General features: G+C 56.4%; 13 protein-coding genes. 8 read left to right on the top strand and 5 right to left on the bottom strand.

All coding sequences use genetic code 11. From position 1 onward, the window contains the following. Positions 1-76: 76 nt before the first annotated feature. From rpmI to pheT, 4 genes are all read left to right on the top strand, one after another. Complete coding sequence (gene rpmI / locus ACEW72_RS04775) at positions 77-277, top strand: 50S ribosomal protein L35 (protein WP_143777146.1); 201 nt, start codon at positions 77-79, stop codon at positions 275-277. A 34-nt stretch (positions 278-311) separates the two neighbouring features. After that, the gene (gene rplT / locus ACEW72_RS04770) at positions 312-677 is read left to right on the top strand and encodes a 50S ribosomal protein L20 (RefSeq protein ID WP_373475232.1); all 366 of its coding nucleotides are present in this window, start codon (positions 312-314) and stop codon (positions 675-677) included. 78 nt (positions 678-755) lie between these two features. Beyond that, a complete protein-coding gene (gene pheS, locus ACEW72_RS04765; RefSeq protein ID WP_373475231.1) occupies positions 756-1,832 on the top strand; it encodes a phenylalanine--tRNA ligase subunit alpha in 1,077 nt (358 codons plus the stop codon). Further along, complete coding sequence (gene pheT / locus ACEW72_RS04760) at positions 1,829-4,213, top strand: phenylalanine--tRNA ligase subunit beta (protein ID WP_373475230.1); 2,385 nt, start codon at positions 1,829-1,831, stop codon at positions 4,211-4,213. The genes pheS and pheT overlap by 4 nt, the downstream gene beginning before the upstream one ends. Before the next feature lie 54 nt (positions 4,214-4,267). On the opposite strand, the gene ACEW72_RS04755 is transcribed toward pheT, so the two are convergent. Further along, positions 4,268-6,610: a TonB-dependent receptor gene (locus ACEW72_RS04755; protein WP_373475229.1), complete on the bottom strand. Its 2,343-nt coding sequence runs from the start codon at positions 6,608-6,610 to the stop codon at positions 4,268-4,270. Between the two features lie 103 nt (positions 6,611-6,713). Between ACEW72_RS04755 and ACEW72_RS04750 the strand changes: the two genes are divergently transcribed. Further along, positions 6,714-7,337 (top strand): TetR/AcrR family transcriptional regulator, encoded by a 624-nt coding sequence (locus ACEW72_RS04750; RefSeq protein WP_373475228.1) that lies wholly within the window; start codon positions 6,714-6,716, stop codon positions 7,335-7,337. Between the two features lie 66 nt (positions 7,338-7,403). Beyond that, the gene (locus tag ACEW72_RS04745; RefSeq protein ID WP_373475227.1) at positions 7,404-8,966 is read left to right on the top strand and encodes a peptide chain release factor 3; all 1,563 of its coding nucleotides are present in this window, start codon (positions 7,404-7,406) and stop codon (positions 8,964-8,966) included. Between the two features lie 35 nt (positions 8,967-9,001). On the opposite strand, the gene ACEW72_RS04740 is transcribed toward ACEW72_RS04745, so the two are convergent. Both ACEW72_RS04740 and ACEW72_RS04735 read right to left on the bottom strand, forming a co-directional pair. Beyond that, positions 9,002-10,981, bottom strand: a complete 1,980-nt coding sequence (locus ACEW72_RS04740; RefSeq protein WP_373475226.1) for a beta-galactosidase — start codon at positions 10,979-10,981, stop codon at positions 9,002-9,004. Beyond that, positions 10,971-11,108 (bottom strand): putative 2OG-Fe(II) oxygenase, encoded by a 138-nt coding sequence (locus ACEW72_RS04735; protein WP_373475225.1) that lies wholly within the window; start codon positions 11,106-11,108, stop codon positions 10,971-10,973. The genes ACEW72_RS04740 and ACEW72_RS04735 overlap by 11 nt, the downstream gene beginning before the upstream one ends. Between ACEW72_RS04735 and ACEW72_RS04730 the strand changes: the two genes are divergently transcribed. Next, a complete protein-coding gene (locus ACEW72_RS04730) occupies positions 11,064-11,267 on the top strand; it encodes a hypothetical protein (RefSeq protein WP_373475233.1) in 204 nt (67 codons plus the stop codon). The two genes, ACEW72_RS04735 and ACEW72_RS04730, sit on opposite strands and share 45 nt — an antisense overlap. A 308-nt stretch (positions 11,268-11,575) precedes the next feature. Here ACEW72_RS04730 and ACEW72_RS04725 read toward each other — a convergent pair whose 3' ends face one another. Together ACEW72_RS04725 and ACEW72_RS04720 are read right to left on the bottom strand one after the other, a co-directional pair. After that, the gene (locus ACEW72_RS04725) at positions 11,576-12,475 is read right to left on the bottom strand and encodes an ROK family protein (RefSeq protein ID WP_373475224.1); all 900 of its coding nucleotides are present in this window, start codon (positions 12,473-12,475) and stop codon (positions 11,576-11,578) included. Further along, on the bottom strand, positions 12,472-12,936 hold the full coding sequence (locus tag ACEW72_RS04720; RefSeq protein ID WP_373475223.1) for a glycoside hydrolase family 68 protein: 465 nt from the start codon (positions 12,934-12,936) through the stop codon (positions 12,472-12,474). The genes ACEW72_RS04725 and ACEW72_RS04720 overlap by 4 nt, the downstream gene beginning before the upstream one ends. 249 nt (positions 12,937-13,185) lie before the next feature. On the opposite strand from ACEW72_RS04720, the gene ACEW72_RS04715 reads away from it, so the two are divergent. Next, entirely contained in the window at positions 13,186-14,352 is a 1,167-nt protein-coding gene (locus tag ACEW72_RS04715; protein WP_373475222.1) for a fatty acid desaturase, read from the top strand. The last annotated feature ends 175 nt before the right edge of the window (positions 14,353-14,527 follow it).

Here is a 14,527-nt window from a genome sequence, read left to right as displayed (position 1 = left end):
CGCGCCTTCCGAATAAGCAGGCTGGCCAATAGGGCTGCCATGTCGGCTTGATACGGACTCAACAAAGGAGACCAAAATGCCCAAGCTCAAGACCAAGAGCGGTGTGAAGAAACGCTTCAAACTCACCGCAACCGGCAAGATTAAACATGGCGTCGTTGGAAAACGGCACCGTTTGAGCAGCCATAATGCAAAATATATCCGCCAGAACCGTGGCACCAGCGTGATCTCTGATCCCGATGCCAAGACAATCAAGAAATGGGCGCCCTACGGTCTTTAAGACCGGCGATCATTTGTACGAAAGGATATAGATTATGGCACGCGTCAAACGTGGTGTGACCACCAAAGCCAAGCATAAAAGAATTTTGGAACAGGCGAAGGGCTATTATGGCCGTCGCAAAAATACGATCCGCGTCGCGCGGCAGGCTGTCGAAAAAGCAGGCCAGTACGCTTATCGTGACCGCAAGGTAAACAAGCGCAATTTCCGCGCCTTGTGGATCCAGCGCATCAACGCCGCTGTTCGTGCCGAAGGCATGACTTATGGCGTATTCATGCACGGCATCAAACTGGCCGGTATTGAACTGGACCGCAAAGTTATGGCCGACCTCGCGATGAACGAAGCAGCAATGTTTAGCACTATCATCGCGCAATCGAAGGCAGCGTTGGCTAAAGCAGCTTAAACCAGCTTAGAATAATGCGCAAAAGGGCGTGGGCGGCACTTGCCGTTCGCGCCCTTTTGCTTATGCAGGCAAACCGAGATGACCGACACAGCAACTTTACAAAATGATTTGATCGCCGCAATCGATGCCGCCGACTCTGCCGAAGCGCTGGAGGTTGTCCGCATTTCGGCACTCGGCAAGCAGGGCAGCGTTTCGGCTCTGCTCAAAACCATGGGGGGCATGTCGCCCGAAGAGCGGCAGGTGCAGGGTCCGATCATCAATGGCTTGCGTGAAACCGTCTCGAACGCTCTTGCCTCCAAAAAAGTCGCGCTTGAAACTGCGGCATTGGACGCACGGTTATCAACCGAACGTGTTGATATGACCCTTCCCGCCCCGTCCAGACCGCAAGGATCGGTGCATCCGGTCTCCCAAGTCATGGACGAGCTAGCCGAAATTTTCGCCGACATGGGTTTTGCTGTCGCCGAAGGGCCGGAAATCGAGGATGACTGGCACAATTTCACTGCGCTCAATATTCCGGAAACCCATCCGGCCCGCGCGATGCATGACACATTTTACTTTCCGGCCGATTCCAATGATGTCGCCAAATTGCTGCGTACCCATACCTCGCCGGTGCAAATTCGTACCATGACGTCACAGGAACCACCGATTCGCATCATCGCGCCCGGACGGGTCTATCGCAGCGACAGCGACGCAACACACACGCCGATGTTTCACCAGGTCGAAGGACTGGTTATCGACAAGGGGATACATCTTGGTCACCTCAAATGGACGCTTGAGACCTTTCTGAAAGCCTTTTTCGAACGCGACGATCTGACGATCCGTTTGCGGCCCAGCTATTTCCCGTTCACCGAGCCTTCGGCCGAAGTCGATGTCAGCTTTTCGGTTGAAAACGGCAAGCGCATCCTTGGCGGGACCGGCGGATGGATGGAGCTACTCGGCTCCGGCATGGTCCACCCCAAAGTAATCTCGGCCTGCGGTCTTGATCCAGACGTGTATCAGGGCTTTGCCTTCGGCGTTGGCGTCGACAGGCTAGCGATGTTGAAATATGGCATGGATGATCTGCGCGCCTTTTTCGATGGCGACCTGCGCTGGTTGAAGCATTATGGATTTGGCGCTCTGGATGTACCCACCTTGAGCGGAGGAGTATCAGCATGAAATTCTCGCTGAGCTGGCTCAAGGAGCATCTGGATACCGATGCCGATGCCCAAACTGTTTCCGATATGCTGAACCGTATCGGGCACGAGGTGGAAAGCATCGACAATCGGGCAGAAAAGCTATCCGCATTCCGTATTGCGAAGGTCCTGACCGCAGCCCCGCATCCTCAGGCGGACAAGCTGCAAATACTGACGGTCGATTCCGGCGGCGACGCACTGCAAGTGGTGTGTGGCGCACCCAATGCACGGGCCGGAATGCTCGGCGTATTCGGACCTGCGGGCGCCACCGTGCCCGCCAATGGCATGGTGTTGAAAGTGGCCGCCATCCGCGGCGTTGAATCCAACGGCATGATGTGTTCGATTGCAGAACTGGAACTGGGCGATGATCATGATGGCATCATAGAGCTGCCGGACGACGCCCCTGTCGGACAAGTATACGCCCAATGGGCGGGTCTGGACGATCCCGTGATCGATGTCAGCATTACCCCCAATCGCCAGGATTGCATGGGTGTGCGTGGAATTGCGCGCGATCTGGCCGCGGCAGGCTTGGGCAAGCTGCGTCCGCTGCACGCGGTGTACCGCTTCGACTCGCTTGCACCGGTTACCGGCGACGGTCCTGCCCCGGATGTTGCCACGCACGATCCTGACGGCTGCCCGGCCTTTTATGCACAAGCCGTTTCGGGTGTCGTGAACGGACCCGCCCCGCAATGGATGCGCGACCGATTGCACGCCATCGGCCAGAAACCGATTTCGGCACTGGTCGACGTTACCAATTTCATCTCGATCGATCTTGGCCGCCCGCTGCACGTCTATGACCGTGCGAAACTGTCCGGACCACTTGTCGCACGTTTGGCGACGGATGGCGAAGAAGTGTTGGCATTGAATGGCAAGACCTACACGCTGGATAGCAGCATGACGGTGATTGCCGACGATAGCATGGTCCACGATATCGGCGGTATCATGGGCGGCGAACATTCAGGCGTATCCGAAAGCACTGCCGATGTGCTCATCGAATGTGCCTATTTCACCCCTGAACATATCGCACGCACCGGACAGAAGCTAACTCTGACCAGTGACGCACGGCAACGATTTGAACGGGGAGTCGACCCCGCATTCCTGGACGATGGCCTTGCAATCGCGACAAATTTGGTGCTCGCCATTTGCGGCGGACAGTCCAGCGTGATTACCCGCGCTGGGTCACCGCCAGTTGCGCCGCGCAACATTTCCTATGACCCGCAACACTGTCTGCGCCTTGGCGGTGTTTCCGTCGCGCTGGACGATCAGCGCAACATTCTGGAAAGGCTGGGCTTTCTAGTGACGTCAGACTGGCAAGTCACGCCGCCTAGCTGGCGTCGTGATATCGAGGGGTCTGCAGACATCGTCGAAGAAGTGGTCCGCATGGTCGGGTTGGACAATGTACCTTCGACCCCGTTACCCCGCGACGAAGGGGTAGCCAAGCAAACGGCGACGCCGCTGCAAAAGATTGAACGCAAGGTTCGCAGGACAGCGGCTGCGCGCGGGCTGAATGAAGCGATCAATTGGTCGTTCCTGCCCGAAAAAGAGGCTGCGGCCTTTGGTGGTGGCCATTGGTCGCTGGCCAATCCGATCAGCGAAGATATGAAAGTCATGCGGCCATCCTTGCTGCCTGGGCTATTGTCGGCGGCGCAACGCAATATGAATCGCGGCGCGTCATCTGTCGGTCTGTTCGAGATCGGCCGACGGTATTTGGCGGACAGCGAAAAACTGACCGCCGCCTTTGTGTTAGCGGGTGACAGGGCCCAGCGCGACTGGGCCAGCGGAAAGGCGGCGAAGTTTGACGCATTTGATGCCAAGGCCGAGGTTCAGGCGCTGTTGTCGGCAGCGGGTGTTGCTGTCGAAACGCTGATGGTCATGGGTGAAGCCGGGGCGCATTATCACCCCGGCCAGTCGGCAACATTGCGGATGGGGCCAAAGAACATTCTGGCAGCATTCGGTGCACTGCACCCTGTGACGGCCAAAGCCTTTGATCTGGACGGACCAGTGATGGCAGCGGAAATTTTTCTGGATGCCATACCTGTCAAAAAATCCACCGGGTTCATGCGCGCCGCCTTTACACCACCGGCATTGCAGGCGGTAACGCGCGACTTTGCATTTCTGGTGGCGGAGGATGTTGCTAGCGGAGATCTGGTTCGCGCCATCAAGGGATGCGATAAGGACAATATCGTTGCTGTCCGGCTATTCGACCTGTTTGCCGGTCAAGGTGTTGCAGAGGGTCAGAAATCACTGGCCGTAGAAGTGACGTTGCAGCCCTTGGAAAAAAGCTACGGCGATGAAGAGCTGAAAGCCATATCCGACCGCGTCATTGCGGCTGCGGCCAAGCTGGGCGGCGTTTTACGCGGATAAAAAAAGGGCCGGAGCGTAACGCCCGGCCCTCTTTTTTCGGTCCCGAAATCCAGATCAGAATTTGAAGCCAGCAGTGATGAACACTTGGCGCGGATTCCCGTAAAATGCGGTTACGATGCCTTCACGGCCGAGCGACGGGATGACGTTGCCGGTTGTCGCGTTACGCAATGGCGTACCATCCGGGGCGACCTGCAGGAACTGGTAACCTGAAGTGATATATTCCTTGTCCAGAATATTCTTGCCATGCAGGCCGACGCTGAAACGGTCGTCATCGCTCGACCAGGTCAAGCTTGCGTCCAGCAAGCCATAGCTTTTTTGGTCGAGGAACGGGCTGGGTACTTCAAACTGGTTGGTCTTGCTGCGATAGCTATAGGTGGACGACGCGTTGAATGCCCCCAGCTCGACACCCAGCGTTCCCGAAATTGTCCACTTCGGGGTGTTTTGAATTCGGCGCAAGTTTGACACATCGACATCGTTCACGATGAAGCGGTCATATTGCCCGTCTATATAGCCGATAGTACCCGCAAATGTGATCGCCGATCCATCGCCTGCGAAACCATCAGCAAAGCGTGAGAAGGATTCAAACTCGACGCCCTTGAATGTCGCCTTGGCCGCATTGGTGGTTACCCCGGCAAAGCTCTCGAATATCCCGTCGCCATTGGTATCAACACCAACCGATCCCGGAATCTGCACATTTTTATAGTCGCCATAAAAGCCGGTTATGGCAATGCGGGCGCCGTCAAAGCTGCCCTTCCAGCCCAGTTCATAGCTATCGACGGTTTCCGGATCGAACAGGAAGAAATCGTAGATTTCCTGATAGCTGCGGACCCCGTTACGGTCGGTATCGGGCGCGATGCGGGAGTCGCCGCGGGGGTCAAAACCACCGCCCTTGAACCCTTGCGCGTAGCTTGCGTAAAATAGATGGTCGCTATTCGGTTTGAAGCTGAGCGAGGCGCGTGGATTGAAATCGCTAAACTTCGCGGAACCGTTGAAATCCGTTACGGTTGCGATCGGAATGGCCGTTCCGCCAAAGATCGGGGAGCTGCCGCCAATCTTTGTCTGGCGCAATATGCGTGAACTTCGCTCGTCGCTTGTATAGCGCCCGCCGACCGATGCGGCGAACTGGTCACTGAAATCAAAAGTGAAATCGCCGAAAACCGACCATGTCTTGGTTTTCACTTCACCTTCGGTAAAGGCGTTGAGGCCGGGTAAGCCAAGAAGCGGACCGGTCGTTCCAAGGATTACGTCAAACTGGGTCGAGCTGTCTGCATCAAGATAATAAAAGCCCACCAGACCGTTGAGTCTGTCGCCTTCATAAAGGAGCTGGAATTCCTGACTTACCTGTTCGTTGCGATAAACCGCCGGGACATCGACGTCGACCGATGGCAAAGAGTCAAAATCAATCGGAGTAAAACTGCGGTCCTTGCGCCACGCGCTTATCGACTTGAGCGTCAGATTTTCTGAAAGATTGATTTCCGCATTGATGGCCAAGCCATAGGCCTTCACATCCTGTTTCGGCGTGTTCAAACCAGAACGGGTGTCAAAGACATCGTTCAACACAGGCGCAGCGGTTAATAGGCTGGTAATGAGGCGGTGGCCATTGCGCGCATCTGACTTGTCGCGCGAATAGTCACCCGAAACGCGGATGAACACCGGTTCACCATAGCCGCCCATTTCGACGCTGCCACGCGCTGCCCAGACATCCTTGTTGTAATTTTCTACGCCAGCAAGGTTAAGGTTGTCGCCAAAGCCACCTCGCGAAAGGCGCGCGACGGAACCGCCAATGCGGATAAGGTCGCTGATCGGTGCCGAAGCGGTCAGTACGCCATCAGCCTGGTTAAAGGTGCCATATGTCGCACGCGCCTTCAGGGCAAAATCCTGCGAAAGACGACGGGTGACATATTTGACCGCGCCACCAATTGTGTTGCGTCCATAAAGCGTGCCCTGGGGTCCGCGTAGCACTTCGATACGCTCGACCTCATAGATGTCCAGCACAGCGCCCTGCGGCCGGTTGAGATAGACATCATCGAGATAGATGCCCACCCCGGCTTCAAAGCCCGATACCGGGTCTTGCTGCCCGACACCGCGAATGAAGGCGGTCAGGGTCGAGTTGGTCCCGCGTGAATTTTCAAGCGTTACGTTGGGCGTCGTGTCGCTGATATCTGTGATATCAAGCGCACCAGAAGCTTCCAGTTGCGCGCCCGAATACGCAGTCACGGCCACCGGAACATCTTGCAGGCTTTCTTCACGTCGGCGGGCGGTTACAATGATTTCATCACTGTTGGTTGCGGTTTCACCCGCTTCTTGCGCCAAAACGGGCGCGGCACAGAAAATTCCTGGTGCGGCAATACCGGCCAACAAAACGGTACGAACGAAAGAGATTTTAGGGGATTTCATATGTCACTCTCCTGCAGAAAAAGCGGGTCTTTACCCGTTCTCGAAATCAGCTATAGTGAAAGTTGAACCATGTTTCAACTTTAAGTGAGAGGAAGACTGGAGAATGCCCGCCAATCGTGGCATATCAGCAACAATGACACCTGCCGGCAAAACTCCACGCACCGAACGCGGACGCAAAACCTTGCGCATTTTGCTCGATGCGGCGGCGGCCGAGTTCGGGGAAAAGGGCTTTCACGAAAGTTCGGTGGTTAGCATCACACAACGTGCCGGCGTCGCCCTGGGCAGTTTTTACACCTATTTTGATTCGAAAGATTCGCTGTTTCAGGCTCTGGTCCGCGACATGTCGGCCCGGGTCCGCAATACGGTCGGCCCGGTCATCGCCGCAGAATCGGATCGTCTCGATGGCGAACGCAAGGGGCTCGCCGAATTCCTGCGCTTTGTGCGGCGGCACAAGGAATTATACCGGATTATCGACGAAGCCGAATTCGTCGATCCGCCCAGCTATCGCGCCCATTATGAAAATACCGTGGCAGGTTATGTCGCAAGCCTGAAAGACGCTGCTGAAAAGGGGCAGGTTCGCGCCGATGTCGAGGAAGTACACGCTTGGGCAATTGTGGGCATGAACGTGTTTTTGGGACTGCGCTATGGCGTCATGGGGGAAGACCGCGATGCCAATGAGGTGGCCGATATAGCCGCGGATTTCCTGACCAATGGGCTAAAGCGGTAAAGACTGGCCGCGCTGTTCGGACGGTTACTGGTTCCAATTGCACATAATTCCATCTAAGCGGCGCGCATGACGCTGAACCGCCGCACCTTTGCCATCATTTCGCACCCTGATGCTGGTAAAACCACCCTGACCGAAAAGCTTTTGCTGCAAGGGGGCGCGATCCATCTTGCCGGCGAGGTCAAGGCACGCGGTCAGGCGCGGCGCGCACGTTCGGACTGGATGAAGATCGAACAACAGCGCGGCATTTCGGTAACTTCGTCGGTGATGACCTTCCAAAAGGACGACATTGTTTTCAACCTGCTCGACACGCCGGGGCATGAAGATTTTTCCGAAGATACCTATCGCACGCTGACCGCCGTCGATTCTGCCATCATGGTGATCGATGCGGCCAAGGGGATCGAACCGCAGACCCGCAAACTGTTCGAAGTGTGCCGCTTGCGCTCGGTGCCGATCATCACCTTTGTCAACAAGGTCGACCGCGAAGGCCGCGCCGCATTTGCAACCATCGACGAAGTGGCAGATGCACTGGCGCTCGACGTTTGCCCAATGAACTGGCCCGTAGGAATGGGCGGCGAGTTTGAAGGGCTTTATGATTTCACCAGCGGCCGTTTGAGCCAGCCATCGGGCGACAGCAAAGCCTTTGAAGGCAAAGTCAGCGACCATAAAGGCCTTGACGCCACTAGCCTAGAAGATGTGCTTTCCCCGCAAGGCGTCGCACGTTTACGTGAAGAGGCTGGGCTTGCACAGGCAGGCTATTCCGATTTCGACCTGACCGCATTCCAGAACGGTGATTTGACCCCGGTCTATTTCGGCTCCGCATTGAAAGAGTTCGGGGTCATCGAGCTTATCACCGCCATTGCCGCTTTTGCCCCGCCGCCCCGCCCGCAACCCAGTTCCAAAGGCGTCATCGACCCTTCGGGCAAGGAAGTCACCGGATTCATCTTCAAGGTGCAGGCCAATATGGACCCGCAGCACCGCGACCGGATTGCATTTATGCGGCTTTGTTCGGGGACATTCAAACGCGGCATGAAGCTGACGCCTTCTGGCCTTGGCAAGCCCGTTGCGATCCATTCGCCTATTCTGTTTTTCGCGCAGGACCGGGAAATTGCCGATAGCGCGGAGCCGGGTGACATCATCGGTATTCCGAACCATGGCACATTGCGGGTCGGCGACACTTTGTCCGAGCGTAACGAGGTGCGCTTTACCGGCCTGCCCAATTTTGCCCCGGAAATCCTGCGCCGCGTTGTCCTGCGCGACCCCACCAAGACCAAGCAGTTACGCAAGGCCCTCGACGATTTGAGCGAGGAGGGTGTCATTCAGGTTTTCTATCCGGAAATCGGTTCGAACTGGATCATCGGCGTCGTGGGCCAGTTACAGCTCGATGTGCTGATTTCCCGTCTGGAGGCGGAATATAAGGTCGACGCCTTTCTGGAAGCCGCCCCTTATGACACCGCACGCTGGTTGATCGGGACCGATGCCGACCTGACCCAGTTCGCATCATTCAACGGCGGCAACATGGCCAAGGATCGCGACGGCCATCCGGTGTTTATGGCGCGATCAGCATGGGATGTGGGTTACCAGCAAGAAAAGCACCCCGACCTGAAATTCAGCGCAACCAAGGAACGTTGATTGCCGACTTTGGGGGGTGATTGGAGACAGTCCCCTTACCGCCAGACCGCAACGCCATAAGGTTCAATCTGAAAGCAACCGAGCACAAAAACCGCGCCCTCAGGCGCCGGTGCGTGGGCTGGTTGATCGGCGAGATTGAACGCAAATGTCAGGCCGCCACGGCGGCGTAAGCGCAAGGTCGGCGGCAAAGGCGTGACCGCAATGTCCGCTTCGGCGCACAGACGGACCAGCAGGCTTTTCAAAAAGGCATCGTCGGTCAGCGTCGCGACATAGAAGCTGCGGCCCGATCGGATTGCGGCGGGTGCACCATCTTCGTAAGTGGCAACTATCTCGGCCTCGCCTGCTTCGATCGTTTCGCGCCAGCGGCCGCTCTCAAAAAGTTCGCCCTGATAATGCAGCGCTTCGGTGCAATCCGGCCGCAAGGTTTCGACGGCGATGACTTTTACCGACACAAATTCCCGCAACGGGCCGGGCGGCAGGCCGTCGCTGATCGAGAACTCCTGCGTTTTCGCCCCCGAACGGGGGCCAAAGAGCAACAATCCTTCACTCGCCCGTAAACTTGAAACGGTCGTTTCATCGGGCATGGCCAGTGTCGGAGCGACGATCAGCTTGTAACCATCAAGCGATACTTCTCCTGCTGACAGGATATCGACATCCACGCCCAACGCCCGCAGCGCACCATAATATTGGAAGACCACCGCCGGATAACGGCAACCCGCACCCTGCCGTTCGATATCGTCAACCCATGCCGACGCCGGATCTACCAGTAACGCCACCGGTGCTTTTTCGGACACCTCTGACAGATCGCCCAACAGCGCCATTTCGCGCGCGGCCTGCTCCACCTCGGGCCATGCGGGCGAAGGCAGGTCGTCGGGCCGCAGCAACCCTGCGTGCATCTGCTCCTGTGCAAATGGCACCTGCCGCCAGCGGAAATAGGCCACGCAGGCTGCGCCATGGGCAAAGGCTTGCAGCGTCCAGTGGCGGATCATGCCGGGCGCCGGGCGCGGATTGTGGGGGGCCCAGTTCACCGGACCCGGCTGTTGCTCCATCACCCACCAGGCGCCCTTGGACAATCCGCGCACCGAATCAAAATTCAGCGCAGCAAGATCCGGGTGACCCGTCCGCATGAACGGTTGCCATTCCTCCGCTGGAGCCTTTGCCATCAACTGGTCGGAAAAGCCGAGCGGATAATTGTCGTAGCTTACAAAATCGAGCCCCCGCGTCAGCGCGGCATTGTCTACGCCGGTAGTAGCCGGCGGAATGATATTATGGGTAACCCATTGTCCTTCACCCGCATGCGCGCGGATCGCGGCAATCATGACGTCATGAAAGCGTACCACCTGATCCGAAGCAAAGCGGCGATAGGCGAGTCTGTGCGCGGGATTAGTCTCGCACACTGTGAAAAAGGGCAGCTCAATCTGGTCAAAGCTGTCATATTCCATCGACCAGAATATATTGCCCCATGCCGCATTCATCGCCTCTATCGTGCCATAGCGGCGCGCGCACCATATACGGAATGCGTCCCGTGCCGCAGGCGATGCGCTGAGTGTTGTGTCGTGGCAGCATAGCTCGTTATCGGTCTGCCACCCCGCAACATGCATATGGGTGCCATAGCGTTGCGCCATGGCCGCGCTAATCCGCTCTGCCTGCGCCAGATAGGTCTCACTGGAGAAATCATAATGGCGACGCGATCCGAAACCCCGCTGCTGGCCCGTATGAATGTCGACCGGTAATATATCCGGATATTTTTCGCACAGCCATTTGGGCGGGGTCGCCGTCGGCGTGCCGAGCACGACTTTTAGGCCTGCCACGCCCAGCGTGCCGATCGCGCGATCCATCCATTCCCAAGTGAATTGGCCTTCGCTCTTTTCAATCCGACCCCAGGCGAACTCGCCTATACGCACATAAATAAGACCAAGATCACGCATCCGTTGCGCGTCGCGGGCCCACATTTCTTCGGACCAATGTTCGGGATAATAGCAAACGCCAAGCATGTTGGTCTTGTTACCGGACATTCCGTCCAGAGCAAGAGATACACGGGCGCCTGATTTCAAAAGCGATGGTTAGCCGTTCCCCGGCCGCAAAAGGAATGGTGCTGTGCCACATGGTCGAAGGGAACAGGACCAGGCGACCGGGCAGCATATTTCCGACCCTTTCTTCATGACGATGCTTGGCTATCTCGCCGATGCATTGACCGAGCGCGGCCACGACCTTTTGTTGTCGCGGGTTATTCCAAAAGATCCTGACTGGTTGAACCCTGTGGTCGATTCCGGGCGGGTCGACGGAGTGATTTTGATCTGACAGTCGGATCAGATCGATGTCATTGAAAAAGTTGCAAGTCGCTATCTTCCGCTGGTCGCTTGGGGGGGCAAACCTTCCCTGTACAATCCACTGCTCGGTCGGTTCCGACAACCGCAAGGGTGGGAAAATTGCTACACGGCTGGAAGGTTGCCCCATGGCACTATCGGCGGCCAATCTGGCGGACAAGCTGAGCATCCTGCCGCAGGCGCTGGCAATCTTGTCAATTTGCTATTCCGTCGGGTTGCGGGTGAAAAAACCCACTCTGTTGTGCTGGAACCCAAATTGGTCATTCGCCAATCGAGTTAACGTCAGGGCGTGTCGACCGCCTTCACTATATCCTGCGCCAGCGCAAGGCCGCCTAGCAATCCGGCCCTGTCACCGAGGCCAGGCGATACAATCACTTCATCGGCGCGACCGCGAAAATAGCCGCCGCCCAGTTCACCCGCTTTGGCGCGGATCCGGCTCAGCAAGCCTGATGTGCCAGTCACACCGCCACCCAATATGATACAACCGGGTTCCATGATCGATTGCAAAGTCACCACCATCTGCGCCAGATACCAGGAAATAATATCGTGAGCGGGGTGATCGAACGGCAAGTCGGATAATGACACGCCCCAGCGGGCTTTGATGGCCGGACCACTTGCAAGACCTTCAAGGCAATCGCCATGAAAGGAGCATATGCCCGGAAAATCCATATCTTTGGGATGGCGCGGTAACCGGATATGGCCCATTTCAGGATGTGATAGGCCGTATAACGGCTTGCCATCGATAATCGCACCGCCGCCAATGCCTGTGCCAATGGTCACATAAACGCAAACCGTCTTACCCCGGCCCGCACCCCAACGGGATTCCGCAATCGCGGCACCATTTACATCCGTGTCAAATCCAACAGGTAAGCCAAGCTCGCGCCCGATTTGCGCGCCAAAATCCGTATCGCTCCATCCTTTTTTGGTTGTGGCGGTGATATGGCCCCAATTGGCCGCCTGACGGTCCAGTTCGAGGGGGCCGAAACTTGCAATGCCGATTGCGGCCAAGGGTCCGTGACGGACTTGCGCGTCTTTTAACCATTGCAGTGTTGCACCTATCGTCTCTCTTGGCGTTCTTGTTTCGAATTGTATCGTTTCACGAATGTCATCGGGCGCCGCCGCAATTCCTACGACAAATTTTGTCCCGCCTGCCTCGACACATCCATAAAGCCGCTCACTCATGCAAGGCCCAGTACACGCGTATTGTTTCCTTCAATCTCGATTTTTACCACCGGGGCAATTGTGCCCCCGAACTGATCACGCTGCAACCGGGGTTCTGCAAAAACATCGCGGCCATTGAGGCCCCAATGATCGACAAAGCTAAGCACTCCAAACGTATCAAGCACTTGCCAGCGATGCGTCTGACGCGGTTCGGGCACCGGGTTAGCAAGGACAAGGCCCGCGCCGTTCAATTTCACATAAGGCCCGGTTAGCGAAGGCGCGACCATGTCGCAAAGCCCGCTCGGTCCCTTGGGGCCATGGGGGCAAAAGCCGTAACCCGTCTTCGCACAGTCCGGAAAAAGCGACCGCGAAACCAACGACACCATCGTGACTGGAGGTCGATCCAGCTTGCGACCCGGTAAATAATATATAGAACTTTCCTTCGGCAGGGTCGCAAAACCAATAAGGGTCACGAAACCCATCGATATTGCCGGGCACGCCTCGATCTACCCGCTGATCAACTTTTACTATATGTTCCGTAGTCCAGCGTGAAAGCTGCCTGTCGTGCTCCTGATACACAAATTGTGCTGAAATCGGCATCTTGTGCCGCTGCCCCCTCTCTTCTGTGCCGTCCCTATCGCACCTCCGGGAAAAACATAACAATCCCTTGCATAAATAACCGTCAGCGAAATTTCCGGGCCATAATTGGCCTTTTTTGCCATGATATCGCCATGAGTGTTGCTTATCTGGAGCTGGAGAACCGTTTAAGCGAAAATATTGAAATGACGAATATGACCTTCACCACGACCGGAACCGCGGGCGATACCACTTCCGGTAATGATGTAGCCGCACGCGCGGACCGGCTGAAAAACATAGCCGATGACAAAGCGATGCTGCGCGCTGTGACAGAACTTACCCGGGATTTGGGGACTGCGAATCCGAGAATTTTCTGGTCAGATTTCCTGTTTTCGGCCTTTGTTGGATATGCAGGGCTTGCCGTAGCGATTTTGGCCAGTCCGCTTTGGCTGAAATTGGGAGCAGGTTTCATTTCGGTTCTGGCACTCTACCGTGCCGGGGGTTTTATCCATGAAGTGTCCCATATGAAACATTCGTCAGTTCCGGGATTCCGTTTTGGATTTAACGCCGTGATCGGTGTGCCGCTATTGGTACCTTCTTATATGTATGAAGGGGTCCACAATCTCCACCATGCCCGCACGCGTTACGGAACGAATCAAGACCCCGAATATCTCCCTCTGGCCCTAATGAAGCCTTGGACTCTGCCGGTTTTCATTCTCTTGTCTATCCTCGCACCCTTTGCTCTGTTGTTTCGCAACGCCGTGCTGGCGCCACTGTCGCTTTTCATCCCGCCGCTTCGCAAGCGGGTGGTGGAACAGTACTCTGGCCTTGTCATCAACCCTGAATTTCGCCGCCGGCCAGCCGAAGGCGAAGCGCGACGCAACTGGATTTGGCAGGAAACCGCAGCCAGCCTGTGGGCTATCGCCTTGCTGGCAGGTGTATTGACAGGTTTTATCCCGCTCGACGCTTTTGTGATATTCCTCATCATCGTGTCCGCCGTTGCCGTGCTGAACCAGATTCGCACATTGGTCGCCCATTTGTGGGAAAATGATGGCGAACCATTGAGCGTCACGGCGCAATTCCTAGATAGCGTCAACGTCCCGCCGCCCGCAATTCTTCCGGCGCTCTGGGCTCCTGTTGGTCTGCGATATCACGCATTACACCACCTGTTACCCAGCGTACCCTATCATGCACTGGGCGAAGCGCACCGCCGCCTCAGCGCCGAACTCGCGCCGGATTCCGCTTACCACCGCGCCAATTATAAAGGCCTGCCCGGCCTCGCCTATCGTTTGGCCAAAAGCACAGTGTTGCGCGGGGCCTGAACGGCCTTTTCATTCGGAAAATCTTTGGAAAATCTGGAGCGGGTGAAGGGATCATAACAAATACCTAGAAATAAACAACATTTTTTGCTACTATTGCCCACACAGAACCTACACAGCTACGGCGATTCAACGACTTAGGGCCGCAATCTGCACAGATTCTGCACAGTGAGGCAAG

The organism is Sphingorhabdus sp., assembly GCF_041737645.1.
Lineage (GTDB): Bacteria > Pseudomonadota > Alphaproteobacteria > Sphingomonadales > Sphingomonadaceae > Sphingorhabdus_B.
This window is presented reverse-complemented; position numbering and strand designations above follow the sequence as displayed.